Origin of the sequence: Streptomyces sp. NBC_01296 (assembly GCF_035984415.1) — a bacterium.
In the GTDB taxonomy this organism is placed as follows: domain Bacteria; phylum Actinomycetota; class Actinomycetes; order Streptomycetales; family Streptomycetaceae; genus Streptomyces.
The window spans coordinates 5,561,167-5,588,131 of record NZ_CP130720.1 but is presented as its reverse complement, the minus strand read 5'-3'; the positions used below and the strand labels follow the sequence as shown (position 1 = coordinate 5,588,131).

Genomic DNA, 26,965 nt, shown 5'->3' with positions numbered 1-26,965 from the left:
GCGGGCGGGACCGGAGATCAAGGGGGAACCGGGTCGATCACGGGACGGCTCAGGCGGCGGGCGCGTCCTGCGGCGCGTCCTGCGGGGAGACGCCGAAGACCTTGACGGCCTGGTAGTAGGTCCACGCGGTGCTGTCGCAGGAGCCCTTCTTCACACCCGAGTACGCCGAGCAGACCCGCTTCAGGTCCGCGTAAAGGGCATCGTCCACCCGGGACTTGTTGGCCGGAAATGTACCTGCGGCCTTGTAGTTGCGGTAGCCGAAGTCGTGGCGGGCGCAGGACGTCTGGAAGGGGAAGCCGAACGGGTTGTCGGGCGAGGTCGAGCAGTAGTCCGTCGACCAGTCGAACCCGTACGCCGCCCACTTGCCCTGGTTGCCGCGCGCCGCGATCCAGGCGTCGTAGCTGGCGGCGCTGGTCTGCGTCCAGCCGCCGAGGACCTGCGGCTTGTCGGCCGGGGCCGCCGACGCGGGCGTCGCGACGACGAGTACGGCGGCCGCGGCCGCCGATACGAGGAGAGGAGCGGGACGACGGCGCATGGCATTCCTCCAGGACGGGGGTGGGGGCCGCCCGGGGTAACCCCCGGTACGGCGTCGGGTTCCACCCTCGGGGCACGTCCTATCGCCGCCCCTTAACGCCGCTATAACGCCGCTCGCCGTGCCCTGGTGTCGGGGTGACGGGGGGTCAGTGGCGCGTCCTGGCCTTGTCCCGCAGGAGGCGTCGCTGACCGACGCAGCTCTCAGGTAGGACACGGCATCAGACTTCCGGCAGACATCAGGTTCGTCCTGAGGAGGGACGCGCACGCGAGCGCCGCCGCCGAGACTGGATCACATGAACCGCCGTCCCCTCGTCATCGCCGCCGCCACCGTGGGAGCCGTCGCCACCGCCGCCTTCGCACTCCCCAACCTCCCGCCCAACCCGTTGACCGACTCCATCAACGACCAGGTCTTCAAGGAGAAGAGCAAGCACTTCGCGACCGCCGCCGACGCGTCCACCCGCGGCGAGAAGGCCTTCACGCTGCCGTCGTGGGTGCCCAAGGACGCCACCGACATACGCATACGCGTGCGCAGCGCCGGCGAGGCCAGGCTGATCCGCTTCACGCTCGGAGCGACCCCGCTGGACGGCCCGCAGTGCACCGCGGGCACGCCGAACGACCAGGGCGGGCGGAAGCTGAGCGCCAAGTGGTGGCCGCACGGCACCCGGGCCGAAGAGCGGCCCGAGTGCCGGGACTTCTACCAGTACCAGGTCGCGGTGCGCGGCAAGCGGGTCTACGCCTGGACCGACGGAACCCCTTCGCCGGGGTCGAAGACGCAGGACGGCACCCCGCCCACGGCCCACGCACGCAGCCGCGGCTAGACGGCCCAGTCCTGGCCCCCCTGGTCGCGGGCGAGTGCGGCTGCCGTGCTCCGGGCGAAGGCCTCCGGATTGTCGAGCATGATGTTGTGCCCGCAGTCCGGAACGGGGACCACGGACACCCCGGCGGCCTGAAGGGCCTCGGACCCGGCGAGGGGCCCGTCGGCCGCGGGCAGCAGGTAGGTGCGCGGGATCTTCAGCTCCAGCAGCAGCTCGCGCATGGTCGGCGTCGTGCCGGCCGCGAGGTGTACGGCGGTGCGGTGCAGGGCCGTACGGTCCGCCAGGCGCATGGTGGACCACCAGTGCGCGCCGATCCGGTCGCGCACCTCGGCCCAGCCTCCGGCCAGGAACTCCTCTTCGGTGTAGGAGGCGATGCCGCTGCTGCCGGCGGTGCGCGGGACGACCGGCACCGGGTCCAGATTGGCGTCGACCAGCACCAGCCGGGAGACGAGGCGGGGGTGCCGGTGGGCGAGCACGATGGCCACGGCGCCGCCCATGCTGTGGGCGATCAGCTCGACGCCGGTCGCACCGGCCGCGTCCAGGGCGGCGGCCAGGGTGTCGGCATGCGCCTCGAGGGTGTACGGGAAACCCTCGGGCCGGTCGCTGTGCCCGTGCCCCAGCAGGTCGACCAGCAGCGAGCGGCGGCCCGCGAGGAGCGGGTGCACGGCGCTCGCGGCGAAGTAGGCGGGCGAGGTCGATCCCAGCCCGTGCACGTACACCCGGGCGGGTTCCTCCCCGGGCAGCTCGACCCAGCGGATCCGGTCATCCTCCGGTGTGACGGCGGCACTTCGCATCAAGGCTCCTTTGATCGGCTGACCAACTGATCGGCGAGAGGAAGAGATTAACCAGGCCGCCTCGAACGTCTGGTCTACCCTCGTCGGGTGAGTACGTACGTGAACCGACTCGGCCAGGACCTGCCGCGGACCGGCGAGGTCCCGACGGGGGCGGCCGTGACGGTGTGGTCCCTGGACACCACCCTCGACGTGGTCGGCGGCCACCGGGTCGACGAGGCCCGGGCGCTCCTGGACGCGGACGAACGGGAGCGGGCCGGGCGGCTGCTGCGGGTCGAGGACCGGCACCGGTACCTCGCCTCCCACGTGGGGCTGCGGGTGCTGCTCGGCGGCTTCCTCGGGCTCGCCCCGCAGGACGTCACCCTGGTCCGGGAGGACTGCCCGTGCTGCGACGGCCCGCACGGGCGGCCGGCGGTGGCGGGAGGCGCGGTGCAGTTCTCGCTCTCGCACAGCGGCGACCTGGCGTACCTCGCGTTCGCGGGGGCACCGGTCGGGATCGACGTGGAGGCGACCCCGAGTGCCGCGGCGGTGGCGGACGTCCTGACCAGCCTGCATCCGGCGGAGACCGCGGAGCTCTCCGCGCTGCCCGCGGCGGAGCAGCCGGGGGCGCTGGCCCGCCTGTGGTCGCGCAAGGAGGCCTACTTCAAGGGCACGGGCACCGGCCTGGCCGCGGGCCTGGCCGACCCGTACGTCGGCTCGGGCCCCGACCCGGCCCCCGTCCCCGGCTGGCACGTGACGGACCTCCCGGCCCCGCCGGGCTACGCAGCGGCGCTGGCCCTGCGCAGCTGACCCCGCCCCCCGGCCCGGGAATCCGCCCGGCCCGGGTACTCCGCCCGGCCCGGGTACTCCGCCCGCCCACCGGGATCCCCCGCCCGGCGCCGCCGTTCCGCAGCGGAAACGGCATCAGGAGGCACGGCCCGCGCGGGAGGCCGCCATCCCGCGCGCCGCCTCCGGAGCGGTTCGCCACGCCGTGGGGAAATCAAGGTCGCCGCTCGTCACGCGCCCATTATCGTGACCGCCATGGACATCCGCCCCGCCCGTACCGTCGCCGAACTCCAGGCCGCGGAGGGGCTCTTCGACGGCCCCGCCCGACTCGACTGGTCCGAGCGCTTCCTCTCCTCTCCGGGACACCTGATGCTCATCGCCTACGTCGACGACATCCCCGCCGGCATGGTCTCCGGAGTCGAGATGAGCCACCCCGACAAGGGCACCGAGATGTGCCTGTACGAGCTCTCCGTGGACGAGGGCTACCGGCGCCGCGGCATCGGCCGCGCCCTGACCGCGGCCCTCGCCGACGAGGCCAAGGCCCGCGGCTGCTACGGCATGTGGGTGGGAGTCGACACCGACAACGAGGCCGCCCTCGCCACCTACGCCTCCGCCGGCTCCCGCGACGAGGGCGTCTTCGCCCTGCGCGGCTGGCCCTTGGCGGGGTAGCGACCGTTTCGGGTCCGGCTGCCGTGCGGCGGCCGGAAGAGACGGCCGGGGCCTTCGCCACCGGGGCGGCCGGCGGGCCGCGTCCGGCCGGGATCCGCCGGATGCCGCCTCATCCGTCCGGCGGCGTGTCGTGCGCCCACTCGGCGCACCCTCCGCGCGCCCGGCCCGCACCTCGCCGAGCATCGGCCGCATGACCGCACTCACCGCGCTGCTCCCGGCCGCCGCCCTGCTGGCGGCGGCCACCGCCCTGCCGCCGCACCCCGCACCCGCCGTCGCCGATCGCGCCGAAACCGCCACCGCCCCGTACGTCGTGGTCCTCAAGGACGCCGCCTCCCGCGCCCCGACCCGCGCCCTGGCCGCCGAGGCCGCAGGCGCCGGCGACCAGGTGGGGGCCGTCTACGACACCGTCCTCAGCGGCTTCGCCGTCCGCACCACCGCAGCCCGCGCCGCCGCCCTCGCCGCCGACCCCCGGGTGGCCTCGGTGGAGCCGGACGCCGAGTTCCGGATCAGCGACGCGCAGAACCCGGCGCCGTGGCCGCTGGACCGGATCGACCAGCGCGATCTCCCGCTCGACGGCTCGTACACGTACGCGACCACCGCGCAGGGCGTCACCGCGTACGTCGTGGACACCGGTATCAACACCGGCCACCAGGAGTTCGGGGGCCGGGCCCGGGTCGGCTACAACGGCGTGTTCCTGGAGGGCTCCAGCGACTGCAACGGCCACGGCACACACGTCGCGGGCACCCTGGGCGGGGCGACGTACGGGGTCGCGAAGGGGGTCTCCCTCGTCGGCGTCAAGGTCGCCGACTGCAAGGGGTCCGCGAGCCTGACCTCCATCCTGGGCGGCCTGGAGTGGATGGTGAAGGACGCCGCCAAGGCCCCCGGCACCCCCGCCGTGGCCAACATGAGCATGGGCGGCACCCGCAGCTACTCCCTGGACGCGGCGGTGACCCGGGCCGTCGCCGCCGGGATCACCTTCACCGTCGCCGCCGGCAACTCCGCCGACGACGCCTGCACCGGCTCCCCCGCCGCCGTCCCCGCGGCGATCACCGTCGGTGCGGCCGACGCCGCGGACCAGTGGGCCCCGTTCTCCAGCTACGGCAGCTGCGTGGACCTCGCCGCGCCGGGCGTCTCCGTCACCTCGGCCTGGAAGGGCGGGGCGACCGCCCTCGCCCGCGCCTCCGGCACCTCCATGGCGGCCCCGCACGCGGCGGGCGTCGCCGCGCTGATCCTCGCGGACGGCCTCGCCGCGGGCGGCAGGGCGAAGACCCCCGCCGAGGTCTCCGCCGCGCTGGTGCAGGGCGCCGTACCGGACCACCTCACCGGGGTCCCGGCCGGCACCGCAAACCTGCTGCTGCGCGCCCCGGCGGCCGCGGGCTGACGGGCCCGCGCGGGCGGCCCCGGGCCCGCGGCCCGGCCCGGCGGCGGCCGGGCCGGCAGCCCGGCCGCCGCCCGGGTCGGCGCCCACGTCAGCCCCCTGCCCGCACCCCACCCATCCCACCCGCACCGCACCCCCGGAGACCCGGCCTGATGGGACATCAATTTCTGTGTGCTTCGGGCGAAAGCAAGTCATTGACTTCTCATCACCGCGACGCGTCAATGTCGGCCACCGCACCGGCTCGGCCTCCCCCACACAGCGGGTGGGGGGAGGGGTTCGTCTGACGAAGGAGTCGCGACCCAGTGAGTACAACGTTCCGACGAAGAATTCTGGCCGGGGCGGGCGCCCTGTCCCTCGCGCTGACGGGCGGCGTGGTGGGCCTGACCGGCACCGCCCAGGCGGCGACCGTGACCACCCCCGTCTTCGAGAACTGCGACGCCCCGGCTCCGCAGCCGGACGGTTCGGGCAACCAGAACTACACGGTCACGGTGCCCGGCACGGCCAAGGCCGGCGACGTCGTACCGATCACGATCGATCCGGGTGCGAGCCCGCTGATCCCCGGCTTCTCCGTCACGACGGTGAACACCACCAAGATCACCCTCAAGGTGGGGACGACCACCCAGGTGGTCACCAGCCCGCCCGAGACCGTCAGCGTCGTCGCCGGCACCCCGCTCGACCCGAAGGCCTTCTCCGGAACGATCAAGATCCCGGACGGCAGCGAGGGCACCGCGGTCGACATCAAGCTCGACCTGGCGGTCACCGACGCCGACCTCAGCGGTTCGGTGTTCACCACGACCTGCACCCCGGCGCCCCGGCCGAGCGCCACGCTCGGCTCGGTCGCCGTCGAGGCCCTGCCCAAGGACCCGGTCACCACCAAGCTGACGCCCAACAGCGGCAAGGCCGGCACGGCCGTCGTCGTCAGCGGCGCCAACTTCGCGGCCGGGCCGGTCACCTGCTCCGCCCTCCTCGCGGGCGCGGCCACCGGTGACACCGGCACCGGTACGGCGGACGCGACCGGCGCCGCCACCTGCAACATCACCGTCACCAAGAAGGCCGACGCCCTGAAGATCGACGGCTCGGTCACCCCGTACAAGTCCTTCGTGTACCTGGAGGACCAGGCGGGCGTGAAGAACCCGGTCGACATCGAGGTCCTCCCCGGCCCGCTGGCGCTCGGCCCGAAGGACGGCCAGCCGGCCGTCGCCTTCCCCTCGGTCACCATCAACGGCAAGGCCCAGTCGGTGGTCGGTGTGTTCAATGCCGCGACCGTCCAGGACTTCCGCGGCGGCACGCTCGGCTGGGACGTGACGGCGACCCGTACGCCGTTCCTGAACCAGACGACCGGCCACTCGATGGCGAAGGCGCAGATCGGCATCCAGCCGTCCTGCACCGTGACCAACCCGGACAGCCCGAGCACCTGCACCGCGGGCACCCCCGGCGCGATCTCCGAGACCCCGATGAAGGTGGCCTCGCAGGCCGCCGGCGGGGACGAACTGACCGGCGGTGAGTTCGCCGTCGGCGGCGCCGGGATGATCCAGCTCCCGCCGTTCATGTTCGCCGACACCTACCAGACGGTCGTCACCTTCTCGATCGCCTGACCCGGCAGGAGCAGTGCACCCAGGGTGGTGCGGCGCCACGGCGCCGCACCACCCCTTCGCCTTCCGCCCCCGCCTCCCGCCCCACCCCCGCCTCCCCGCGCCGACTGGAGAACCGCCCATGCGCCCCCGCGTCCCTGTTTCGTACGGTCCGCTCCTCGCCCTGTTGCTGCTGGTCGCGGGCCTGCTGCTGCCCGCCGCGACGGCGACGGCCGCGGACAACGGCACCTGGGGGGTGTTCCCGACGCCCCCGGCCGGCGCCGCGATGACCGACCGCGCGTACTTCTTCCACCAGGGCGCGGCCGGGACCACGGTCAGCGACAGCGTGACGATCCTGAACTCCTCCGACAAGGAGCTGACCTTCCGGGTCTTCGCCACCGACGCGGTGAACACCCCGGCCGGCGGCGCCTTCGCGCTGCTGCCGGTGGAGCAGAAGCCCAAGGACGTGGGCACGTGGCTGGCGCTGCCGCCCGAGACGGCGACCACGGTGACCGTGCCGCCCAAGGGCCGCAAGGACATCCCGTTCACGGTGAAGGTCCCCGAGGACGCGACGCCCGGCGACCACGTCGGCGGGATCGTCGCCCTCAACACCGCCGTGGAGGGCATCCGGCAGGAGGGCAAGGTCCAGGTCGGGGTGAAGCGGCAGGTCGGCTCGCGGCTGTACTTCCGGGTGCCGGGGCCGGTGACGCCGGGGCTGAGCGTGGAGAACGTGAAGGTCAGCCGGTCCGCGCCGCTGCTGCCGTGGATCAAGAAGGCCCGCGCCACGGTCTCGTACACGCTGGTCAACCGGGGCAACGTGGTCGTCGAGCCCAAGGTGGCGGTGACCGCCGAGGGACTGCTGCGCCGCACGGTGCTCGACCGGCCGGCCCGCGAGCTGAAGCTGGTGCTGCTGCCCGGCCAGCGGATCGAGCTGACCGAACCGTGGGCGGACGCACCGCAGTCGGACTGGGTGACCGTACGGATCGCGGCCGGGGCGAGCGCCTATCCGGACCTCACCTCGGCATCCGAGGCGGAGTTCGTCGCCGTGCCGTGGCCCGCCTTCGGTGCGCTGCTGGTGCCGGCGGGCGCCGCCCTCACCCTCCTGGTCCTGCGGCGCCGCCGCCGGTCCCCCGCGGAACAGGCCGAGCCCGCACCGGACTTGGCCGCAACGCACTGACGGGCAAGGGTGTCCCCCGGTGACGGCGTCCGGTCGTCACCGGCGACGGGGGAGACGAGCGATGGAACGACAGCACACCGAGACCGGCGCGGGCCTGCTGGCGCGCATCGAGCGCGCACTGGGCACCGGCGACGCCACCCACCGCGCCGGCTCCGGCTCCGGCTCCGGCTGGACCCGCCTCACGGTGCGACTCTCCGGCAGCGGCCTCACGGTGGACGTGGTCGCGGACACGAGCCGGCCACCGCGCGGGATCGCGTACCTGCTGCCCGGCGGCGGACTGAACTTCGCCGCCGACTTCTTCACCCCGGGCGGCCCGGACGACCACCACCTCACCCACCACCTGTGCCGCCGGGGCCTGCTGGTCGTCGGGGTCACCCCGCGCGAGGACGCCTCGACCGCCGCCGAGATCACCGCCGAGCAGGGGCTCGCGGCGCACCGCCGGGATCTGGCGGGGGTGGTGGGCGCGCTGGACTGCGTACTGCGGCTGCCGTACCAGTACGCAGGGCACTCGGCCGGGGCCGCGCTCGCCCTGGACGCCGCCGGGCACGACGGCTCGCCGCGGCTGCGCCGGGTGGTCGTCCTGGACACGACCGGGCCGTACACCGGCGAACTGACGCTGCGGGCGGCCGCGACGCGGGACGTGTACGCCGGCCTGCTCGCGCAGGGCACGTACGCGACCGACCCGGGCCTGGCGGCCCTGATCGCAGAGGCCGTCGCCGACCCCGCGGCGCCCTCCCCGGCCCCCTGGCCCCCGAACCCCTCGCTCCGCTTCACCCGTGCCGGGCTCGCCCACTTCGCGCTGATTCGCACGGCCGCCCTTCCGGGACCGGCGAACTGGATCTACGCCCAGGGCCACAGTGCGGGCGAGTACGCCTTCGGCGCCACCCCGGCCGAGGACCGGTTCACCCTCGCCCACACCTCGCTCGCCACCTGGCGCGCGGCCACCGCAGCCCTGGGCAGCGGGCTGATCCCGACGGCCCTGATGCGGGACCTCGCCGCGGTCTGGGCGGGCGACGAGGCGACGTACCGGATCCCCTGGGACCGCATCCGGGCCGAGGTGGTGTGGGTCAACACCGCGCTGGGCCGCGGCGACCACCCGCGCGGCGCGGACCTGATCCGCGCGGGCGGCAACGACCGCGTCGGCTTCACCGTGGTCCCCGGCTACGGCCACGGCGACGCGGTCTGGGGCCGGACGGCGGCGGCCGACGTCTGGTCCCTGTTCTGAACGCGAACTCGCCTCCCGCGTGAGGGGTGCGGGAGGCGAGCCGGTCGTGAGGCCGATCAGTCGGCCAGCCGATCAGTGGTTGCGGGGGAAGCCCAGGTCCACGCCCACCGGGGCCTCGGACGGGTCCGGCCAGCGGGTCGTGACGACCTTGCCGCGGGTGTAGAAGTGGATGCCGTCGTTCCCGTAGATGTGGTGGTCGCCGAAGAGCGAGTCCTTCCAGCCACCGAAGGAGTGGTAGCCCACCGGCACCGGGATCGGCACGTTGACGCCGACCATGCCCGCCTCGATCTCCAGCTGGAAGCGGCGGGCCGCGCCGCCGTCGCGGGTGAAGATCGCCGTGCCGTTGCCGAACGGCGAGGCGTTGATGAGCGCCACGCCCTCCTCGTAGGTCTCGGCGCGCAGCACGCACAGCACCGGCCCGAAGATCTCGTCGCGGTAGGCGTCGGAGTCGGTCCTGACGTTGTCCAGCAGCGACAGGCCGATCCAGTGGCCCTTCTCGAAGCCGCCGACCGTGTAACCCGTACCGTCCAGGACCACGTCGGCGCCCTGGTCGGCCGCGCCCTTCACGTACGAGGCGACCTTGTCGCGGTGGGCGGCGGTGATCAGCGGACCCATCTCGGAGGTCGGGTCGTTGCCCGGGCCGATCTTGATCTTCTCGGCGCGCTCGCGGATCTTCTCGACCAGCTCGTCGCCGATGGAGCCGACCGCCACGACCGCCGAGATCGCCATGCAGCGCTCACCCGCCGAGCCGTACGCGGCCGAGACCGCCGCGTCGGCGGCCGCGTCCAGGTCGGCGTCCGGCAGCACCAGCATGTGGTTCTTGGCGCCGCCCAGGGCCTGGACCCGCTTGCCGTTCGCGGAGGCGGTGGTGTGGATGTGGCGCGCGATCGGCGTGGAGCCGACGAAGGAGACGGCCGCGATGCCCGGGTGGGCGAGCAGCGCGTCGACGGCGACCTTGTCGCCGTGGACGACGTTGAGCACACCGGCCGGCAGGCCGGCCTCGGTCGCCAGCTCGGCCAGCTTGACGGCGGCCGACGGGTCCTTCTCGCTCGGCTTGAGGATGAAGGTGTTTCCGCAGGCCACGGCCAGCGGGAACATCCACATCGGCACCATCGCCGGGAAGTTGAACGGGGTGATGCCCGCGACCACGCCGAGCGGCTGGCGGATCGAGGAGACGTCCACGCGGTTCGAGACGGACGTGGACAGCTCGCCCTTGAGCTGCGTGGTGATCCCGCAGGCCAGCTCGACGATCTCCAGGCCGCGCGCGACCTCGCCCAGCGCGTCCGAGTGCACCTTGCCGTGCTCGGCGGTGATCAGCTCGGCGATGGCGTCGCGGTTGGCGTCCAGCAGCGCACGGTAGGCGAACAGCACCTTGGTGCGGGCGGCCAGCGAGGACTGGCCCCAGGTCTGGAAGGCCTCCTGGGCGACCCGTACGGCCGCGTCGACCTCGTCGGCCGACGCGAGGGCGACCTGCGTGGTGACCTCGCCGGTGGCCGGGTCGGTGACCGGGCCGTAGTTGCCCGACGCGCCCTCGACGGTCTTGCCACCGATCCAGTGGTTGACGGTCTTCATTGCCTTGCTCCTTCACAGATGGCGACGTCGCTGCGCGGCTTGCCGGTCGTACTCTTCGCGGGCCGCGGTCGCGGACGCACGGGTCGCGGTCTCGGCCACAGGAACATCCCACCACGCCTGTGCCGGGGGCGGGCCCGACACAGTGTCGGGTGTTCGGGTCTGTGCGTAGACACATGTGGGACGGTCCGCCTCACGCGCTTCGGCGAGGGCTTTCCGCAGGTCACCGATGGTGCGGGTGCGGATCACGGCCATCCCGAGGGAGGCTGCGTTGGCCGCGAGGTCCACCGGCAGGGGCGCTGCGGTGTACGAACCGTCGTCCGCCCGGAAGCGGTACGCGGTCCCGAAGCCCTCCCCGCCCACGGCCCCGGAGAGGCCGCCGATGGAGGCATAGCCGTGGTTGTCGAGGATCACCACCTTGATCGGGATCCCCTCCTGCACGGCCGTGACGATCTCGGTCGGGTTCATCAGGTACGTCCCGTCGCCGACCAGCGCCCACACCGGGCGGCCGGGGGCGGCGAGCGCGGTGCCGATCGCCGCCGGGATCTCGTAGCCCATGCAGGAGTACCCGTACTCCACGTGGTACTGGTCGCCGGAGCGGGCCCGCCACAGCTTGTGCAGGTCCCCGGGCAGTGAGCCGGCGGCATTGATGAGGATGTCGGAGGCATCGACAACCGAGTCGAGCAGCCCGAGCACCTGGGCCTGCGTCGGGGCGGCGTCCTCGTCGGTGGCCGCGTAGGCCCGATCGACCAGCCGCTCCCAGCTCCTTTTCTTCTCTTTGTACGCCGTCTCGTACGCGGGGTCCACGCGGTACCCGGCAGCCGCGACCCGGAGGTCTTCCAGGCCCACCCGCGCATCGCAGACCAGCGGCCGGGCGGCGAGCTTGTGGGCGTCGTACGGGTCGAGGTTGAGCCCGAGGAAGCGGACGGCGGGGTTCTGGAAGAGGGTCGCCGAGGCGGTGGTGAAGTCGGTGAGCCGGGTCCCGGCGGCGATGACCAGGTCGGCGCCGCGGGCGAGCTCGTCGGCGGTGGCTGTCCCGGTGTGCCCGATCCCGCCGACATCGGCGGGGTGGTCGTACGGCAGCGCCCCCTTGCCCGCCTGCGTGCAGGCCACCGGGATCCCGGTGGCCTCGGCGAACTCCGCCAGCGCGGCCTGGGCCGCGCTGTGCCGGATCCCGCCGCCGGCGACGATCAGCGGGCGCGCGGAGCCCCGTACGGCCGCGGCGGCCCGGGCGAGCTCGTCCCGGTCGGGCCGGGGCCGGCGTACGCCCCACACGCGCTCGGCGAAGAACTCGGGCGGCCACTCGTACGCCTCGGCCTGGACGTCCTGGGGCAGCGCCAGGGTCACCGCGCCGGTCTGGACGGGGTCGGTGAGCACCCGCATGGCCTGGAGGGCGGCCGGGATCAGGGCCTCGGGGCGGGTGATCCGGTCGAAGTGGCGGGAGACGGGCCGCAGGGTGTCATTGACGGAGAGGTCGCCCGCGTACGGCACCTCGAGCTGTTGCAGCACGGGATCGGCGGGCCGGGTGGCGAAGGTGTCGCCGGGCAGGAGGAGGACGGGGATCCGGTTGATGGTGGCGAGGGCGGCCCCGGTGACGAGGTTGGTGGCGCCGGGCCCGATCGAGGTGGTGACGGCGTGGGCCGAGAGCCGCCCGCACTGGCGGGCGTACCCGACGGCGGCATGCACCATGGCCTGTTCGCTCCGCCCCTGGAGGAAGGGCATCTCCCGCGGGCCGCTCTCCAGGAGCGCCTGCCCGATGCCGGCGACGTTCCCGTGCCCGAAGATCCCCCAGGTGGCGGCGATCAGCCGGTGCCGGCGGCCGTCACGCTCGGTGTACTGGGCGGCCAGGAAGCGGACGAGGGCCTGCGCGACGGTGAGCCTCATCGGGTCTCGTCCTCCGCTCGGTAGAAGGGCAGCCGGGGGTCGGTGTCCTGGCCGGGCCAGGTGTCCCGGATCCAGTCGTGGTCGGGGTGGTCCCGGATCAGCCACTCCCGGGGCGGGCCCGGGGGCCCGGCCATGACGTTGAGGTAGTACATGTCGTGCCCGGGAGCGGCGATGGACGGGCCGTGCCAGCCGTCCGGGATGAGCACCGCGTCGCCGGTCCTCACCTCCGTGAGGATGTCGGTCTTCCCCGCCGGGGAGGGGGTGACACGCTGGTAGCCGAGGCCGGGGGTGTCCCCGTGCGGGGCGATCTCGAAGTAGTAGATCTCCTCGAGGCGGGACTCGTGGCCGGGGTGGAACTCGTCGTGCTTGTGGGGCGGGTACGAGGACCAGTTCCCGCCGGGGGTGAGGACCTCGACGGCGATGAGGCGGTCGCAGTCGAAGACGCCGGCGGCGGCGAAGTTGTTGACCTGGCGCGTGCAGTGGGCTGCGCCGCGGATCTCGACGGGGACACCCCGGGCAGCCCCGTACCGGGCGGGCAGCACGTTCTCGCACCGCGCCCCGACGAGCGCGAACCGCCCTCCGGCGACGGACCCGATCTCCGCTTCCCCGTCCCGGGGCAGGTACGCGAAGTCGCTCAGCCCGCTGAACACGCTCTCCCGCCCCCGGAGTTCGAACACCTGCGACCCGGTCCCTGCGGGGCCCCTCGGCTCCGCGCAGCGGACCGTGCACCCCCCGGCCAGCGGGAGGACGATCCACTCGTGGTCCCCGCACGCGTGCGCATACCTCTCGCCGGGTGCAAGCTCCAGCACCCGCAGCGCGGTGAACTCCATCTCGTGCGACGCGGTCACGGTCACGGCTCCAGCACCTCCTCCACTTCCTTCGCGTACGGCATCGCCGCCGAGCACGCCAGTCGCGAAGCCACGATCGCCCCCGCCGCGTTGGCGAAGCGGAGCACCCGCTCCAGATCCCAGCCCGCCAGCAGTCCGTGGCACAGCGCCCCGCCGAACGCGTCCCCCGCGCCCAGCCCGTTCACCACCTCCACCGGCACCGGCGCCGCCTGGGCCACCGTTCCGTCCCGCCGCATCGCCAGTACCCCGTCCGGCCCCCGTTTCACCACGGCCAGTTCGACCCCCGCCGCCAGCAGCGCCCGCGCAGCCGCATGCGGTTCGGACTCGCCCGTCGCGATGGCGCACTCCTGCGCGTTGCCGACCGCCACCGTGGCGAGGCCCAGCGCCTGCGCGTACGCGTCCTTCGGCTCGTCCTCCCACAGCATCGGCCTCCAGTCGAGGTCGAAGACCGTGATCCCGGACTTCGCGCGGGCTTCCAGCGCGGCCAGGGTGGCGGACCGGCTCGGCTGCGCGCTCAGGCCGGTCCCCGTCATCCAGAACACCCGTGCGGCCCGTACCGCCGCCAGGTCCAGCTCCGCCGGTTCGATCTCCAGGTCGGGGGCCTTCGGCAGCCGGTAGAAGTAGAGGGGGAAATCGTCCGGCGGGAAGATCTCGCAGAACGTGAGCGGGGTCGGGTAGCGCGCCTCCTCCCCCACCCACCGGTCGTCCACGCCGAACCCGCGCAGCTCGGCCCGCAGATAGGCGCCGAAGGGATCCGATCCGGTCTTGGTGATCACCGCCACCCGGCGGCCCAGCCGGGCCGCCGCGACGGCGACGTTGGTGGGCGAGCCGCCCAGGAACTTCCCGAAGGTGTCCGCCTCCGCCAGCGGTACGCCCGTTTTCAGCGGGTAGAGATCCACCCCGATGCGCCCCATCGTGATCAGGTCGAACGCGACATCGTCCGTGGTGGTCACAGACAGTCCTCCCACTCGTCTTGCACCCTAAGGTGGCCGTCATGACGTCCTCCCCGCCCGCGTTGACCCGTATCCGCATCGGTTCGGCTCCGGACTCCTGGGGTGTCTGGTTCCCCGACGATCCGCTGCAGACCCCGTGGGACCGATTCCTCGACGAGGTCGCCGACTCCGGGTACGAGTGGATCGAGCTCGGCCCGTACGGCTATCTCCCCACCGACCCCGCCCGCCTCGCCGAGGAGACCGCCGCACGGGGCCTGCGGGTCAGCGCCGGCACCGTCTTCACGGGACTCCATCACGGGCCCGCCGTCTGGGCGGACACCTGGGAGCACGTGTCGCGGATCGCGGCGCTCACCCAGGCCATGGGCGCGCGCCACCTCGTCGTCATTCCCTCGTTCTGGCGGGACGACAAGACCGGCGAGGTGCTGGAGGACCGCACCCTCACGCCCGCGCAATGGCGTGAACTGACCACGCAGACCGAGCGCCTGGGCCGGGAGGTCCAGGACCGGTACGGGCTGCGGATCGTCGTCCATCCGCATGCGGACACGCACATCGACACCCCGGACAACGTGGCCCGCTTCCTGGACTCCACCGACCCGGACCTGGTCTCCCTGTGCCTGGACACCGGGCACTACGCCTACTGCGGCGGCGACAGCGTGCAGGCCGTCGAGACCTTCGCCGAGCGGATCGGCTACCTCCACCTCAAGCAGGTCGACCCGCGGATCCTCGCCGAAGTCGTCGCGGAGCAGCTGCCCTTCGGGCCGGCCGTGGCCCGCGGGGTGATGTGCGAACCGCCGTCGGGGGTGCCCGCACTGGAGCCCGTACTCGCGGCCGCCCAGCGGCTCGGCGTGGACCTCTTCGCGATCGTGGAGCAGGACATGTACCCGTGCCCGCCCGACCGGCCGCTGCCGATCGCCCGCCGCACCCGCGCCTACCTGCGCTCCTGCGGCGCCCGCTGACCCCCTGGAGGGAGAACGACATGAGCACGCTGGGCATCGCCGTCATCGGGACGGGGAAGATGGGCGCCGACCACGTCCGCCGGATCGGGCGGACGGTGGGCGGGGCCCGGGTGGTGGCCGTGGCCGACCCGGACGGCGACCGGGTCAAGGCGGTCGCGGCGGCGCTGGACGGCGCGAGCGCGCACACGGATCCGGCGGCCGCGATAGCAGCACCGGGGGTGCAGGCCGTACTGATCGCCTCCCCGGGGCCGGCCCACGAGGAGGCGATCCTGCAGGCCCTGGAGCGGGAGTTGCCGGTGCTGTGCGAAAAGCCGCTGACCCCGGATCCGGCGGGGGCGCTGCGGGTGATGGAGGCGGAGCAGCGGCTGGGCCGGCGCCTGGTGCAGGTGGGGTTCATGCGGCGGTTCGACGCCGAGTACGAGCAGCTCAAGGAGCTGCTGGACGCGGGCGGGATCGGCCGGCCGCTGTTCCTGCACTGCCGGCACCGCAATGCCTCTTCGCCGTCGTTCTTCACCAGCGACATGCTGATCAGCGACTCCGTCGTGCACGAGGTCGACGCGGCGCGCTGGCTACTCGGGCAGGAGATCACGGCGGTGTCCGTGCTCTCTCCGACGCCCACCTCGGCGGCCCCCGAGGGGCTGCGCGATCCCCGGCTGGTCCTGCTGGAGACCTCGGGCGGGGTGATCGTGGACGTGGAGATCTTCGTCAACTGCGGCTTCGGCTACGAGGTCCGGTGCGAGGCGGTCGGCGAGGCGGGGAGCGCCCAGATCGGCGAGGGGCAGTCGATGGTCGTCCGGTCCGCGGGCCGCAGCTACGGGGAGATCGTGCAGGACTTCACCGTGCGCTTCGCCGATGCGTACGACCGCCAGCTGCGGCGCTGGGTGGCCGCGGCCGCGCAGGGCCGGGTGGCCGGGCCCGACGCCTGGGACGGCTACGCGGCGGCCGCGGTCTCGGCAGCGGGGCTCACTGCCGCGCACAGCGGCGTACGGACCCCGGTGGAGCTGGTGGAACGGCCGGCCCTGTACCGCTGAGCCGCATCTGTCACAGGCGTCGCCCTTGTGTCACGAATATCCGCATGACGCAGGGTTTCGGTCACAGCAACTCAACAGCCCCTCCCGCGCCTTCACCCGCCGTCGTTCTCCGGGCACAACCTGACTGATCGTCTGTGTCCACGCGTCGGCTCCCCCGACGGCTTCCAGGCCGGCCCCGCGGCGTGGACAAGGAGGTGTCGTGGATGAGCGACCGACAGCTGTGGTCGTACAAGGAGATCGCCGCCCACATCCGGGTCCAGCCGGACACGGTGCGCTCGTACCGCAAGCACGGGCTGCTCCCCGCTCCCGACCACGTGGAAGCCGGCAAGCCCTACTGGTACGCCGACACGATCCGCACCTGGGTGGCCCGCCGCCCCGGCAACCGGGGCCGCCGCGAGGACTGACCTCCACGCTCGCAGCTCCGGCTGCGGACGGGACCGCCTGGGCCCCGTCCGCCGGGGGAGCCGCCCCCAGCCGCGGCGGCTCCCCCACCCCCTAGCGGCTGCCCGCGGGTATCCGGTCCGGATCCGGCGCCTCCCCCGGCACCTGCGGCAGCGGTCCCGGCGCGGACTCCCCCTCGCTCAGCCCGAACCGCTCGTGCAGTCGCCGCAGCGGGCCCGGCGCCCACCAGGTGGCCTTCCCCGTCAGCTTCATGACCGCCGGAACCAGGAGGCTCCGTACGACCAGCGCGTCCATCAGCACGGCCAGCGCGATCCCGAGCCCCAGCATCTTGGTGTTGGTCACCCGGGAGCTGCCGATGGCCACCATCACCACCGCCAGGATCACGGCCGCCGCGGTGATCAGCCCGCCCGTGCGGACGAGTCCGGTGCGCACCGCCCCCTCGTGGTCCCCGGTCCGCTCGTACTCCTCCTTGATGCGGGATATGAGGAACACCCCGTAGTCCATGGAGAGTCCGAAGGCGATGCAGAACATCAGGACGGGCAGCGTGGTCTCGATGTCCCCGGTGGAGGTGAAGGAGAGCAGTCCGGACAGGTTGCCCTCCTGGAAGACCCACACCACCGCCCCGAACATCGCCGTCAGGCTCAGCGCGTTGAGCAATACCGCCTGGACGGGTATCAGCACGCTCCCGGTGAGCAGGAAGACCAGCAGCAGCGTGGCCAGGACCACCAGGGCCAGGGCCGCCGGCAGCTTCTGCGCTATCGCCTTCTGGGCATCGACGAGCACCGCCGCCTGCCCTGTCACCGAGGTGTCGAAGGGGGCGTCAACCCCCCGCACCTGGCCGACGAGGTCCTGGGCCCGCTGCCCCACTGCCTCGCCCTCGGTGACCACCGAGAAGTACGCGTACCCCGGCCGGGCCCCGGAGCTCACCGGCCCGTCCACCCGCACCCCGGGCAGGGCGGCCAGCCGGTCCCGGTAGTCGGCCAGGTCCGCGGGACCTGCCGCGCCCTCGGCCAGCACGGTCAGCCCGGCGCCGGGGCTGCCCGGGAAGCCGTCGCGGATCTGCTGCTGGACCAGGTGGGACGAGGCCGTCTTCGGCAGCTGCCGGTCGTCCACGGTGCCGAACTTGACCCCGAGGAAGGGCAGTCCGAGCAGGAGCAGCCCCGCCGTGGTGGCGATGGCGAACACGGGGGCCCGGCGCATCACCAGCGCGGTCGCCCGCGCCCAGCCCCGGCCGGCCTCGGCATCCGCGCCCGGCGCCCCTGCGGCCGCCCCGGCGCGCCCCCGCCGCCACAGCCGCCGCAGGTCGAGGGAGTTGACCCGCTCCCCGAGCAGCACCAGCGCCGCCGGCAGCAGGATCAGGGCCGCGGCCGCCGCGAGCAGGACCACCGCGACCCCGGCGTAGGCGAAGGACCGCAGGAAGTACATCGGGAAGAACAGCATCGCCGAAAGCGAGACGGCCACCGTCAGCGCCGAGAACAGCACCGTGCGCCCGGCGGTCCGCAGCGTGGCCCCCACGGCTGCCACCGGATCCCGCCCGGCGGCGAGCTCCTCGCGGAACCTCCGCACGATGAACAGGGCGTAGTCGATGGCGAGTCCGAGCCCGAGCGCGGTGGTCAGGTTCTGGGCGAAGACGGAGACGTCGGTGAACTCGGTGAGGCCGCGCAGCACGGCGTTGGTGCCGAGGATGGCGACGATGCCCACGCCCAGCGGCAGCAGCGCGGCGACGGCGCTGCCGAAGACGATGATGAGCAGGACGAGGGTCACCGGCAGGGCGATCACCTCGGCGCGCAGCAGGTCCTCCTGGATGGTGGTGGTCACCTCGCGCTGGACGGCGACCGGCCCCCCGAGGGAGACGCGCACCGGCCCGTGCTCGCCCCGGTAGCGCGGGGCGATCCGCTCCAGCACCGCGGCGCGGGTCTTCTCGTCGCCGAGCACCCGGGCGGCGATCAGGGCCTGCCTGCCGTCCTCGGAGCGCAGCGCGGGCAGGTGCGTGCGCCAGTACGAGCCGACTCCGGCCACCCCCTGCTCGGAGGCGAGTTGCGCGGTCAGCCGCTCGGCCTCGGCCGCGACGGCGGGATCGTCCACGCCGGCCGCCCCCGACGCCGACCCCGCGCCCACGCCGGCCCCGGCCCCGGCCCCGGCCCCGGTCCCGGCGTCCACCAGCAGGAGCAGGTTGGGCTGGGAGCCGGGGAACTCGCGCTCGAGGACCTTGGAGGCGTAGGTGGACCGGGCGTCCGGGTCCTCCCAGCCGCCGCTGCCCATCCGGTCGGCGACGCCGCTGCCCGCGAGGACGGCCAGTGCCGTGACCACGAGGGCGAGCAGCAGCGAGAGCCGGGGCCGGGCCGTGACGATCCGGGTCCACCGTCCGCTCTCCCCTGGCGACGGCGGTTTTTTGACTTCGGACATGACTCGGTGTCCCCTTCACCGTGATTGCCAGGCGACTTAGACTGGCAAACACGAGCAGTCGCTCGCGTTTTCCAAGAATGCGAGCGCCCTCTCGCGTTTGTCAATCACCCACGGGAAGCAAAGGACGTGACATGCCGGAGAGGCCCCAGGCCGAAACCGCCGCAAAGGCCCCGAAGGCCACGAAGAAGGCCGCCGCACCCCGGCGCCAGGCCCGCGGGGAGCGCCGGATCGCCCAGCTCCTGGCGGCGGCCGCCAGCGTGTTCTGCCGTACCGGCTACGCCGCGGCCAGCACCAACGCCATCGCCCGCGAGGCCGAGGTCTCACCGGGCACGCTCTACCAGTTCTTCCCGAACAAAGAGGCCATCGCGATCGAGCTGGGCGGCCAGCTGCTCCGGCGCGCCCACGAGATGCACGGCCAGACCTTCCTCCCCGAGAACCTGGACCGGCCCCTGCCCGAGCTGCTCGACGCCGTCCTGGACCCGGTCATCGCCTTCAACTGCGAGAACCCGGCGTTCTGGGCCCTCATGCACGGCTCCGGCATCCCCGGCATCACCCAGGAGCACGAGGAGCTGCACTCCGGGCTGCTGACCCGGGTCCAGGGCATCCTGCGCAGCTTCTGCCCGGACGGCACGCCCGACGAGATCACCCACGTCTCCAACATGATCCTGGGCATCTTCAAGGCGTCGCTCGACCTGATCCTGGCGAGCGAGGGCGCCGAGCGGGCCGCGTACGTCGCCGAGCTGAAGACCGTGCTGCTGCGCTACCTGGAGCCGATGGTCACGGCGTCCCGCCCGCACTGACGTACATCCGGAACCGGCCGGAAGTGGCGGCGAACCCTCGCATTGATACCCCCTAGGGGTATAGTCTCCAAGAGTCGGGAGGACGGTGGAGCGAAACCGCCGGCCCCGGCGACCGGACACGCCCTTGAAGAGGAGAACGACATGACCGCCGAGACGGACACCCAGACCACCACCGTCTACCGGGTGACCGGCATGACCTGCGGGCACTGCGAGGGCGCGGTGACCACCGAGATCTCCGCCCTGCCGGGCGTCAGCTCGGTCAAGGCCGTCGCCGCGACCGGCGAGGTCACCGTGGTCTCCGCCGCCGCGCTCGCCGACGAGGACGTCCGCGCCGCCGTGGACGAGGCCGGATACGAGTTCGCCGGCCGGGCCGCCTGAGCACCCTCTCCTTCGCAGTACCCCGCCGGGTCGTGCCGGCCAGCTCATACTGGTTTCCGTACGACCCGGCCCTCCCCCTGGAGCCGGACATGAGCAGCAGCACAGTGCACGACGGGCCCATAGCGGCGGCCGGAGCCGCCGAGGTAGAGCTGAGCATCGGCGGGATGACCTGCGCCTCCTGCGCCGCCCGCATCGAGAAGAAGCTGAACCGGATGGACGGGGTCACCGCCACGGTGAACTACGCCACCGAGAAGGCCCGCGTCTCGTACGGCGGCGCGGTCCAGGTCGCCGACCTGATCGCGACCGTCGTCAAGACCGGGTACACCGCCGAGGAGCCCCCGCCGCCGGAACCGGAACCGGAAGCCGAGGTCCCGGAGGCCGCGCAGGCCGGCTCCCCCCGCGACCCCGAGCTGGCCGCGCTGCGCCAGCGGCTGCTGGTCTCCGCCGTACTGGCCCTGCCCGTCGTGCTGCTCTCGATGATCCCGCCCCTCCAGTTCGACAACTGGCAGTGGCTCTCGCTGACCCTGGCCGCCCCCGTGGTGGTCTGGGGCGCCCTCCCCTTCCACAAGGCCGCCTGGACCAACGCCCGGCACGGCGCCGCCACCATGGACACCCTGGTCTCGGTCGGCACGCTCGCCGCCTTCACCTGGTCGCTGTGGGCCCTGTTCTTCGGCCACGCCGGGATGCCGGGCATGCGGCACGACTTCACCCTCTTCACGGTCGCGGGAGGCACCGTCTCGCGTACGGACGGCTCCTCCACGATCTACCTGGAGGTCGCCGCCGGCGTCGTCACCTTCATCTTGCTCGGCCGCTACCTGGAGGCCCGCTCCAAGCGGAAGGCGGGCGCCGCCCTGAAGGCCCTGCTCGAGCTGGGCGCCAAGGACGTCGCCGTCCTGCGCGGCGGCAGCGAGGTACGGATCCCCGTGGCGCAGCTCGCGGTCGGCGACCGGTTCGTCGTCCGCCCGGGCGAGAAGATCGCCACCGACGGCACGGTCGTCGAGGGCGCCTCCGCCGTGGACGCCTCGATGCTGACCGGCGAGTCGGTGCCCGTCGAGGTCGGCGTGGGCGGCTCCGTCACCGGCGCCACCGTCAACGCCTCCGGCCGCCTCGTCGTCGAGGCCACCCGGATCGGCGCCGACACCCAGCTCGCCCGCATGGCCCGGCTCGTCGAGGAGGCGCAGAACGGCAAGGCCGAGGTGCAGCGCCTCGCCGACCGGATCTCCGGGGTCTTCGTACCGGTCGTACTGGTCCTGGCGCTCGGCACCTGGGTGACCTGGCTGCTGATCACCGACGACCCCACCGCCGCCTTCACCGCCGCCGTGGCCGTCCTGATCATCGCCTGCCCCTGCGCCCTGGGCCTGGCCACCCCGACCGCGCTGATGGTCGGCACCGGGCGGGGCGCGCAGCTGGGCATCCTGATCAAGGGCCCCGAGGTGCTGGAGTCCACCCGCCGCGTCGACACGGTCGTGCTCGACAAGACCGGTACGGTCACCACCGGCCGGATGGCCCTGTCCGGCGTGCACACCGCCGCCGGTACGGACGAGCGCGAACTGCTGCGCCTCGCGGGCTCGCTGGAGCACTCCTCCGAGCACCCGATCGCCCGGGCCATCGCCACCGGCGCCGCCGAGCGGGCCGGCTCCCTGCCGGTCCCGGAGTCCTTCGAGGCCCTCGCCGGGCTGGGCGTCCAGGGCGTCGTCGACGGACACGCCGTCCTGGTGGGCCGCGAGCAGCTGCTGGCCGACTGGTCGATCACCCTGCCCGCGGGTCTCGCCGAGGCCAAGGCGGCCGCCGAGGCCGCCGGCAGCACCGCCGTCGCGGTGGCCTGGGACGGGGCGGCGCGCGGGGTCCTGACCGTGGCGGACGCGGTCAAGGAGACGAGCGCCGAGGCGGTGTCCCGGCTGCGGGCGCTGGGCCTGACCCCGGTGCTGCTGACCGGCGACAACAAGGCCGTGGCCGAGACGGTGGCCCGCGAGGTGGGCATCGACGAGGTGATCGCGGAGGTGCTCCCGCAGGACAAGGTGGACGTCGTACGCCGGCTCCAGGCGCAGGGCCGTACGGTCGCCATGGTGGGCGACGGGGTCAACGACGCGGCCGCGCTGGCCCAGGCGGACCTCGGCCTGGCCATGGGCACCGGCACCGACGCCGCCATCGAGGCGGGCGACCTGACCCTCGTACGGGGGGACCTGCGGGTGGCGGCGGACGCGATCCGGCTCTCCCGGCGGACCCTGGCCACCATCAAGGGCAACCTGTTCTGGGCGTTCGGCTACAACGTGTTGGCCTTGCCGCTCGCGGCCGCCGGCTTGCTCAACCCTATGATTGCGGGGGCGGCGATGGCGTTCTCCTCCGTTTTCGTGGTGAGCAACAGCCTCCGGTTGCGATCCTTCCGGTAGTGGATCTTCTCCTCACCGCACGCACACTTCCTTCACAGGAGACGCAGATCACAGTGATTGCAACGTAACCATCCGGCACTGCAGTGGGTCTAATGGGGCGATGCCAGGAACGTCTTGGGGGACGTTCACGGGGGTCTTGGGGGACGTCCCGGGGCATCAGCCGGCCGGGACGCGTGCCCAACGGGGTGCTTTGAGCGGCCCTCCCGACCCGTACGGGTCCCGGCAGACACCCACCGGAGCGCACCACGCGTGCGCTCCTCGCCGACACCCCGGCTCGGGTCCCGTGGGGGGAATCCGTTCCGGGGACAGGAAAGCGCCCCGACCGTCGACCCGTGGGGGGATCGACGGCGGGGCGCTTTTCGCTTGCCTGGCGGCCTCTTCGCCCGACTGAACGCGTCGGCGGAAGGCCTCGGTTGAGCCTCGGGTCAGCGGGCCTCGACCGGGACGAAGTCGCGCAGGACCTCGCCGGTGTAGATCTGGCGCGGACGGCCGATGCGGGAACCCGGCTCCTTGATCATCTCGTGCCACTGGGCGATCCAGCCGGGAAGGCGGCCGAGCGCGAAGAGCACGGTGAACATCTCGGTCGGGAAGCCCATGGCCCGGTAGATCAGGCCGGTGTAGAAGTCCACGTTCGGGTAGAGGTTGCGCGAGACGAAGTACTCGTCGGCCAGCGCGTGCTCTTCCAGCTTGAGCGCGATGTCGAGCAGCTCGTCGCTCTTGCCGAGCGCCGAGAGGACGTCGTGCGCCGCCGCCTTGATGATCTTCGCCCGGGGGTCGAAGCTCTTGTAGACGCGGTGCCCGAAGCCCATGAGGCGGACGCCGTCTTCCTTGTTCTTCACCTTGCGGATGAAGGCGTCGACGTCGCCGCCGTCGTTCTTGATGCCCTCGAGCATCTCGAGGACGGACTGGTTGGCGCCACCGTGCAGCGGGCCCCACAGGGCCGAGATGCCGGCGGAGATCGAGGCGAACATGTTCGCCTGCGAGGAGCCGACCAGGCGCACGGTGGAGGTCGAGCAGTTCTGCTCGTGGTCCGCGTGCAGGATCAGCAGCTTGTCGAGCGCCGAGACCACGACCGGGTCCAGGTCGTACTCCTGGGCCGGCACGGAGAAGGTCATGCGCAGGAAGTTCTCGACGTAGCCGAGGTCGTTGCGCGGGTAGACCACCGGGTGGCCGACCGACTTCTTGTACGCGTACGCCGCGATCGTCGGGAGCTTGGCCAGCAGCCGGATCGTCGAGAGGTTGCGCTGCTTCTCGTCGAACGGGTTGTGGCTGTCCTGGTAGAACGTCGACAGCGCGCTGACCACGGAGGACAGCATCGCCATCGGGTGCGCGTCGCGCGGGAAGCCGTCGTAGAACCGCTTGACGTCCTCGTGCAGCAGCGTGTGCTGGGTGATCTCGTTGCGGAACGACGCGAGCTGGTCGACGGTCGGCAGCTCACCGTTGATCAGCAGGTACGCGACCTCGATGAAGGTCGAACGCTCGGCCAGCTGCTCGATCGGGTAACCGCGGTAACGCAGGATTCCCTGCTCACCGTCGAGGTAGGTGATCGCGGACTTGTAGGCGGCGGTGTTGCCGTATCCGCTGTCCAAGGTGACGAGCCCGGTCTGGGCCCTCAGCTTCGAGATGTCGAAGCCCTGGTCACCGACGGTGCTTTCGACCACCGGGTAGGTGTATTCACCGTCCGCGTACCGGAGTACTACAGAGTTGTCGCTCACGTCATCCCTCACCGACGTAGTGCCTCTTCTTCAGAGGTGCCCTGACTGCCTCTACCTTCCCCCATTTGGCGCAGGAGAGTGCACTCGGGGTCGGCCTTTGGTCTTTTTGACGGCACTGAGTGCCTTCAACCTGCTCATCCTGCCCCCTCCGCGCCGGTGCCGGAACCCCAAATGATCGATCATTTAGGTGATGTTTCCCACCGGTACGCGTCCGGACAGCCTGGGCGCGACCGCCGTGTACCTCCTGCCTGCAGAAACGGTACGCACAGCCTGGCCGAGGGCCTTGCGGGACCCGACCAGCACGACGAGTTTCTTCGCCCTGGTCACCGCCGTGTAGATCAAATTGCGCTGGAGCATCATCCAAGCCCCGGTGGTGACCGGGATCACCACGGCGGGATATTCACTCCCCTGGGAGCGGTGGATGGTGACGGCGTACGCGTGGGCCAGCTCGTCCAGTTCGGCGAACTCGTAGCCGACCTCCTCGTCCTCCTCCGTCCGTACCGTCAGCCGCTGTTCGTCCACGTCGAGGGCGGTGACGACGCCGACCGTGCCGTTGAAGACGCCGTTGGCGCCCTTCTCGTAGTTGTTCCGGATCTGGGTGACCTTGTCGCCGACCCGGAAGACCCGGCCGCCGAACCGCTTCTCGGGCAGGTTCGGCCGGGCCGGCGTGATGGCCTGCTGGAGCAGGCCGTTGAGGTTTCCGGCGCCTGCCGGGCCGCGGTGCATCGGCGCGAGCACCTGGATGTCGCGGCGCGGGTCCAGTCCGAACCTGGCGGGGATCCTCCGGGCCGCCACGTCCACGGCGAGCCGCCCGGCCTCCTCGGTGTCCTCCTCCGGGAACAGGAAGAAGTCCGGCAGCCCGTCGGTGAGCGGCAGCAGGCCCGTGTTGATCCGGTGGGCGTTGCTGACCACGCCCGACTGCTGGGCCTGCCGGAAGATCCGGGTCAGCCGGACCGCGGGCACCGGACTGCCCTCGGCCAGCAGGTCCCGCAGCACCTCCCCGGCGCCGACCGAGGGCAGCTGGTCCACATCCCCGACCAGCAGCAGGTGCGCACCCGGTGCCACCGCCTTGACCAGCTTGTTCGCCAGCAGCAGGTCCAGCATCGAGGCCTCGTCGACGACCACCAGGTCCGCGTCCAGCGGGCGTTCCCGGTCGTACGCCGCATCCCCGCCCGGTTTCAGCTCCAGCAGCCGGTGCACGGTGGAGGCCTCGGCCCCGGTGAGCTCCGCGAGCCGCTTCGCGGCCCGGCCGGTCGGCGCGGCGAGCACGACCTTGGCCTTCTTGGCCCGGGCCAGCTCCACGATCGAGCGCACGGTGAAGGACTTCCCGCAGCCCGGCCCGCCGGTCAGGACGGCCACTCTGCAGGTCAGCGCCAGTCTGACGGCGTCCCGCTGCTCGGGGGCCAGCTTGGCCCCGGTGCGCCCGGCCAGCCAGCCGAGGGCCTTGTCCCAGTCCACGTCCCGGAAGCCGGGCATCCGGTCCTCCTCGGTACCCAGGAGCCGCCGGACCTGCCCCACCAGCGAGAGCTCGGCGCGGTGGAAGGGCACCAGATAGACGGCGGTCAGCGGGTCCGGCCCGCCCTGCGGATCGGGCACGGATTCCCGTACGACGCCTTCCGGATCGGCGGCGAGCTCGGCCAGGCATTCGATGACCAGCCCGGTGTCCACCTGGAGCAGCTTGACCCCGTCGGCGATCAGCCGCTCCTCGGGCAGGAAGCAGTGCCCTTGGTCGGCGGACTGGGACAGGGCGTACTGAAGTCCGGCCTTGACCCGCTCGGGGCTGTCGTGCGGAATCCCGACGGCCTGGGCGATCCGGTCGGCGGTGAGGAAGCCGATGCCCCACACGTCGGCGGCGAGCCGGTACGGCTGGTTCTTGACCACCGAGATGGAGGCGTCGGCGTACTTCTTGTAGATGCGGACCGCGATGGAGGTGGAGACGCCGACGCCCTGGAGGAAGACCATGACCTCCTTGATCGCCTTCTGCTCCTCCCACGCGGCGCCGATCATCTTGGTCCGCTTGGGGCCGAGCCCGGGCACCTCGATCAGCCGCTTCGGCTCGGCCTCGATGACGTCGAGGGTGTCGGTGCCGAAGTGCTCCACGATCCGGTCGGCGATCTTCGGGCCGATGCCCTTGATCAGGCCGGAGCCGAGGTAGCGGCGTATGCCCTGGATGGTCGCGGGGAGCACCGTGCGGTAGTTCTCCACCGTGAACTGCTTGCCGTACTGGGGGTGGGAGCCCCAGCGGCCCTCCATGCGCAGCGATTCGCCGGGCTGGGCCCCGAGCAGGGAGCCGACGACCGTGAGCAGGTCCCCGCTGCCGCGGCCGGTGTCGACCCGGGCGACCGTGTACCCGCTCTCCTCGTTGGCGTAGGTGATGCGCTCGAGCACCCCCTCGACCACTGCCGGTTGCACCGCCCCGTTGGTTGCCATGGCAAGGAAACTACCTCCCGCCGCCGACAGCCCGTCAGGCCTGTGGACAACCAGAAGGGGGTCCGGCCTCGCGGCCGGACCCCCTCACGGTTACCCCTCCCGTGTCGGACTTCCCGATCCCCCCAGATCCCTCCCCGAAAGTGCCGACGCACCATACGACCCACTACCCCGCCCGGGGGTTGCACACGGAATCGGAACTTTACGTTTCCATTACTTACGAGTACTGCGACGCCGGTCCGATGTGCCCTTGAACCACCACAGAACCAGCGTTTCCGGCA

The 26,965-nt window shown here is 72.5% G+C and carries 22 protein-coding genes; 13 read left to right on the top strand and 9 right to left on the bottom strand.

From position 1 onward, the window contains the following. Positions 1-49: 49 nt before the first annotated feature. The gene (locus OG299_RS25400; RefSeq protein WP_327362729.1) at positions 50-535 is read right to left on the bottom strand and encodes a phospholipase; all 486 of its coding nucleotides are present in this window, start codon (positions 533-535) and stop codon (positions 50-52) included. A gap of 292 nt (positions 536-827) precedes the next feature. Between OG299_RS25400 and OG299_RS25395 the strand changes: the two genes are divergently transcribed. Next, positions 828-1,352: a hypothetical protein gene (locus OG299_RS25395; RefSeq protein WP_327362728.1), complete on the top strand. Its 525-nt coding sequence runs from the start codon at positions 828-830 to the stop codon at positions 1,350-1,352. Here OG299_RS25395 and OG299_RS25390 read toward each other — a convergent pair. Continuing rightward, a complete protein-coding gene (locus OG299_RS25390; protein ID WP_327362727.1) occupies positions 1,349-2,143 on the bottom strand; it encodes an alpha/beta fold hydrolase in 795 nt (264 codons plus the stop codon). The genes OG299_RS25395 and OG299_RS25390 overlap by 4 nt on opposite strands. A gap of 87 nt (positions 2,144-2,230) precedes the next feature. On the opposite strand from OG299_RS25390, the gene OG299_RS25385 reads away from it, so the two are divergent. The 6 genes from OG299_RS25385 (at position 2,231) to OG299_RS25360 (ending at position 8,925) form a co-directional block, all read left to right on the top strand. Continuing rightward, positions 2,231-2,929 carry a 4'-phosphopantetheinyl transferase family protein gene (locus OG299_RS25385; protein ID WP_327362726.1) on the top strand — a complete coding sequence of 233 codons (699 nt, stop codon included), beginning with the start codon at positions 2,231-2,233 and terminating at the stop codon, positions 2,927-2,929. Positions 2,930-3,160: 231 nt separating this feature from the next. Further along, the gene (locus tag OG299_RS25380; protein WP_266629139.1) at positions 3,161-3,574 is read left to right on the top strand and encodes a GNAT family N-acetyltransferase; all 414 of its coding nucleotides are present in this window, start codon (positions 3,161-3,163) and stop codon (positions 3,572-3,574) included. A 190-nt stretch (positions 3,575-3,764) separates the two neighbouring features. Beyond that, positions 3,765-4,955 carry a S8 family peptidase gene (locus OG299_RS25375; RefSeq protein ID WP_266629137.1) on the top strand — a complete coding sequence of 397 codons (1,191 nt, stop codon included), beginning with the start codon at positions 3,765-3,767 and terminating at the stop codon, positions 4,953-4,955. Between the two features lie 299 nt (positions 4,956-5,254). After that, positions 5,255-6,547, top strand: a complete 1,293-nt coding sequence (locus OG299_RS25370; RefSeq protein WP_266629136.1) for a hypothetical protein — start codon at positions 5,255-5,257, stop codon at positions 6,545-6,547. Between the two features lie 118 nt (positions 6,548-6,665). Further along, the gene (locus OG299_RS25365; protein ID WP_327362725.1) at positions 6,666-7,700 is read left to right on the top strand and encodes a WxL protein peptidoglycan domain-containing protein; all 1,035 of its coding nucleotides are present in this window, start codon (positions 6,666-6,668) and stop codon (positions 7,698-7,700) included. A gap of 61 nt (positions 7,701-7,761) precedes the next feature. After that, positions 7,762-8,925, top strand: coding sequence for a hypothetical protein (locus OG299_RS25360; protein ID WP_327362724.1), 1,164 nt, complete (start codon positions 7,762-7,764; stop codon positions 8,923-8,925). A gap of 72 nt (positions 8,926-8,997) precedes the next feature. Here the strand turns inward: OG299_RS25360 and OG299_RS25355 are convergent, their stop codons facing one another. The 4 genes from OG299_RS25355 to iolC are packed head-to-tail and all read right to left on the bottom strand — an operon-like array spanning position 8,998 to position 14,140. Beyond that, entirely contained in the window at positions 8,998-10,497 is a 1,500-nt protein-coding gene (locus OG299_RS25355) for a CoA-acylating methylmalonate-semialdehyde dehydrogenase (RefSeq protein WP_327362723.1), read from the bottom strand. A gap of 12 nt (positions 10,498-10,509) precedes the next feature. Continuing rightward, a complete protein-coding gene (gene iolD / locus OG299_RS25350) occupies positions 10,510-12,378 on the bottom strand; it encodes a 3D-(3,5/4)-trihydroxycyclohexane-1,2-dione acylhydrolase (decyclizing) (RefSeq protein WP_327362722.1) in 1,869 nt (622 codons plus the stop codon). After that, entirely contained in the window at positions 12,375-13,208 is an 834-nt protein-coding gene (iolB, locus tag OG299_RS25345; RefSeq protein ID WP_266633542.1) for a 5-deoxy-glucuronate isomerase, read from the bottom strand. Before iolB ends, iolD begins: the two co-directional genes overlap by 4 nt. 20 nt (positions 13,209-13,228) lie before the next feature. Further along, the gene (gene iolC, locus OG299_RS25340) at positions 13,229-14,140 is read right to left on the bottom strand and encodes a 5-dehydro-2-deoxygluconokinase (protein WP_327364594.1); all 912 of its coding nucleotides are present in this window, start codon (positions 14,138-14,140) and stop codon (positions 13,229-13,231) included. Between the two features lie 80 nt (positions 14,141-14,220). Here iolC and OG299_RS25335 point away from each other — a divergent pair, with 80 nt between their 5' ends. From OG299_RS25335 to OG299_RS25325, 3 genes are all read left to right on the top strand, one after another. Next, the gene (locus OG299_RS25335) at positions 14,221-15,135 is read left to right on the top strand and encodes a sugar phosphate isomerase/epimerase family protein (protein ID WP_266629129.1); all 915 of its coding nucleotides are present in this window, start codon (positions 14,221-14,223) and stop codon (positions 15,133-15,135) included. A 20-nt stretch (positions 15,136-15,155) separates the two neighbouring features. Beyond that, positions 15,156-16,166, top strand: coding sequence for a Gfo/Idh/MocA family protein (locus OG299_RS25330; RefSeq protein WP_327362721.1), 1,011 nt, complete (start codon positions 15,156-15,158; stop codon positions 16,164-16,166). Between the two features lie 203 nt (positions 16,167-16,369). After that, positions 16,370-16,570: a helix-turn-helix transcriptional regulator gene (locus tag OG299_RS25325; protein ID WP_053690400.1), complete on the top strand. Its 201-nt coding sequence runs from the start codon at positions 16,370-16,372 to the stop codon at positions 16,568-16,570. A 91-nt stretch (positions 16,571-16,661) separates the two neighbouring features. On the opposite strand, the gene OG299_RS25320 is transcribed toward OG299_RS25325, so the two are convergent. Continuing rightward, positions 16,662-18,974: an MMPL family transporter gene (locus OG299_RS25320; RefSeq protein ID WP_327362719.1), complete on the bottom strand. Its 2,313-nt coding sequence runs from the start codon at positions 18,972-18,974 to the stop codon at positions 16,662-16,664. A gap of 131 nt (positions 18,975-19,105) precedes the next feature. On the opposite strand from OG299_RS25320, the gene OG299_RS25315 reads away from it, so the two are divergent. The 3 genes from OG299_RS25315 (at position 19,106) to OG299_RS25305 (ending at position 22,542) form a co-directional block, all read left to right on the top strand. Further along, entirely contained in the window at positions 19,106-19,774 is a 669-nt protein-coding gene (locus tag OG299_RS25315; protein ID WP_327362718.1) for a TetR/AcrR family transcriptional regulator, read from the top strand. A 141-nt stretch (positions 19,775-19,915) separates the two neighbouring features. After that, positions 19,916-20,152, top strand: coding sequence for a heavy-metal-associated domain-containing protein (locus tag OG299_RS25310; protein ID WP_053785573.1), 237 nt, complete (start codon positions 19,916-19,918; stop codon positions 20,150-20,152). An 89-nt stretch (positions 20,153-20,241) separates the two neighbouring features. Next, entirely contained in the window at positions 20,242-22,542 is a 2,301-nt protein-coding gene (locus OG299_RS25305) for a heavy metal translocating P-type ATPase (RefSeq protein WP_327362717.1), read from the top strand. Between the two features lie 425 nt (positions 22,543-22,967). On the opposite strand, the gene OG299_RS25300 is transcribed toward OG299_RS25305, so the two are convergent. Together OG299_RS25300 and recD2 are read right to left on the bottom strand one after the other, a co-directional pair. Then, positions 22,968-24,257 (bottom strand): citrate synthase, encoded by a 1,290-nt coding sequence (locus tag OG299_RS25300; RefSeq protein WP_031145430.1) that lies wholly within the window; start codon positions 24,255-24,257, stop codon positions 22,968-22,970. A gap of 183 nt (positions 24,258-24,440) precedes the next feature. Next, the gene (recD2, locus tag OG299_RS25295; protein ID WP_327362716.1) at positions 24,441-26,687 is read right to left on the bottom strand and encodes an SF1B family DNA helicase RecD2; all 2,247 of its coding nucleotides are present in this window, start codon (positions 26,685-26,687) and stop codon (positions 24,441-24,443) included. Between the last annotated feature and the right edge of the window lie 278 nt (positions 26,688-26,965).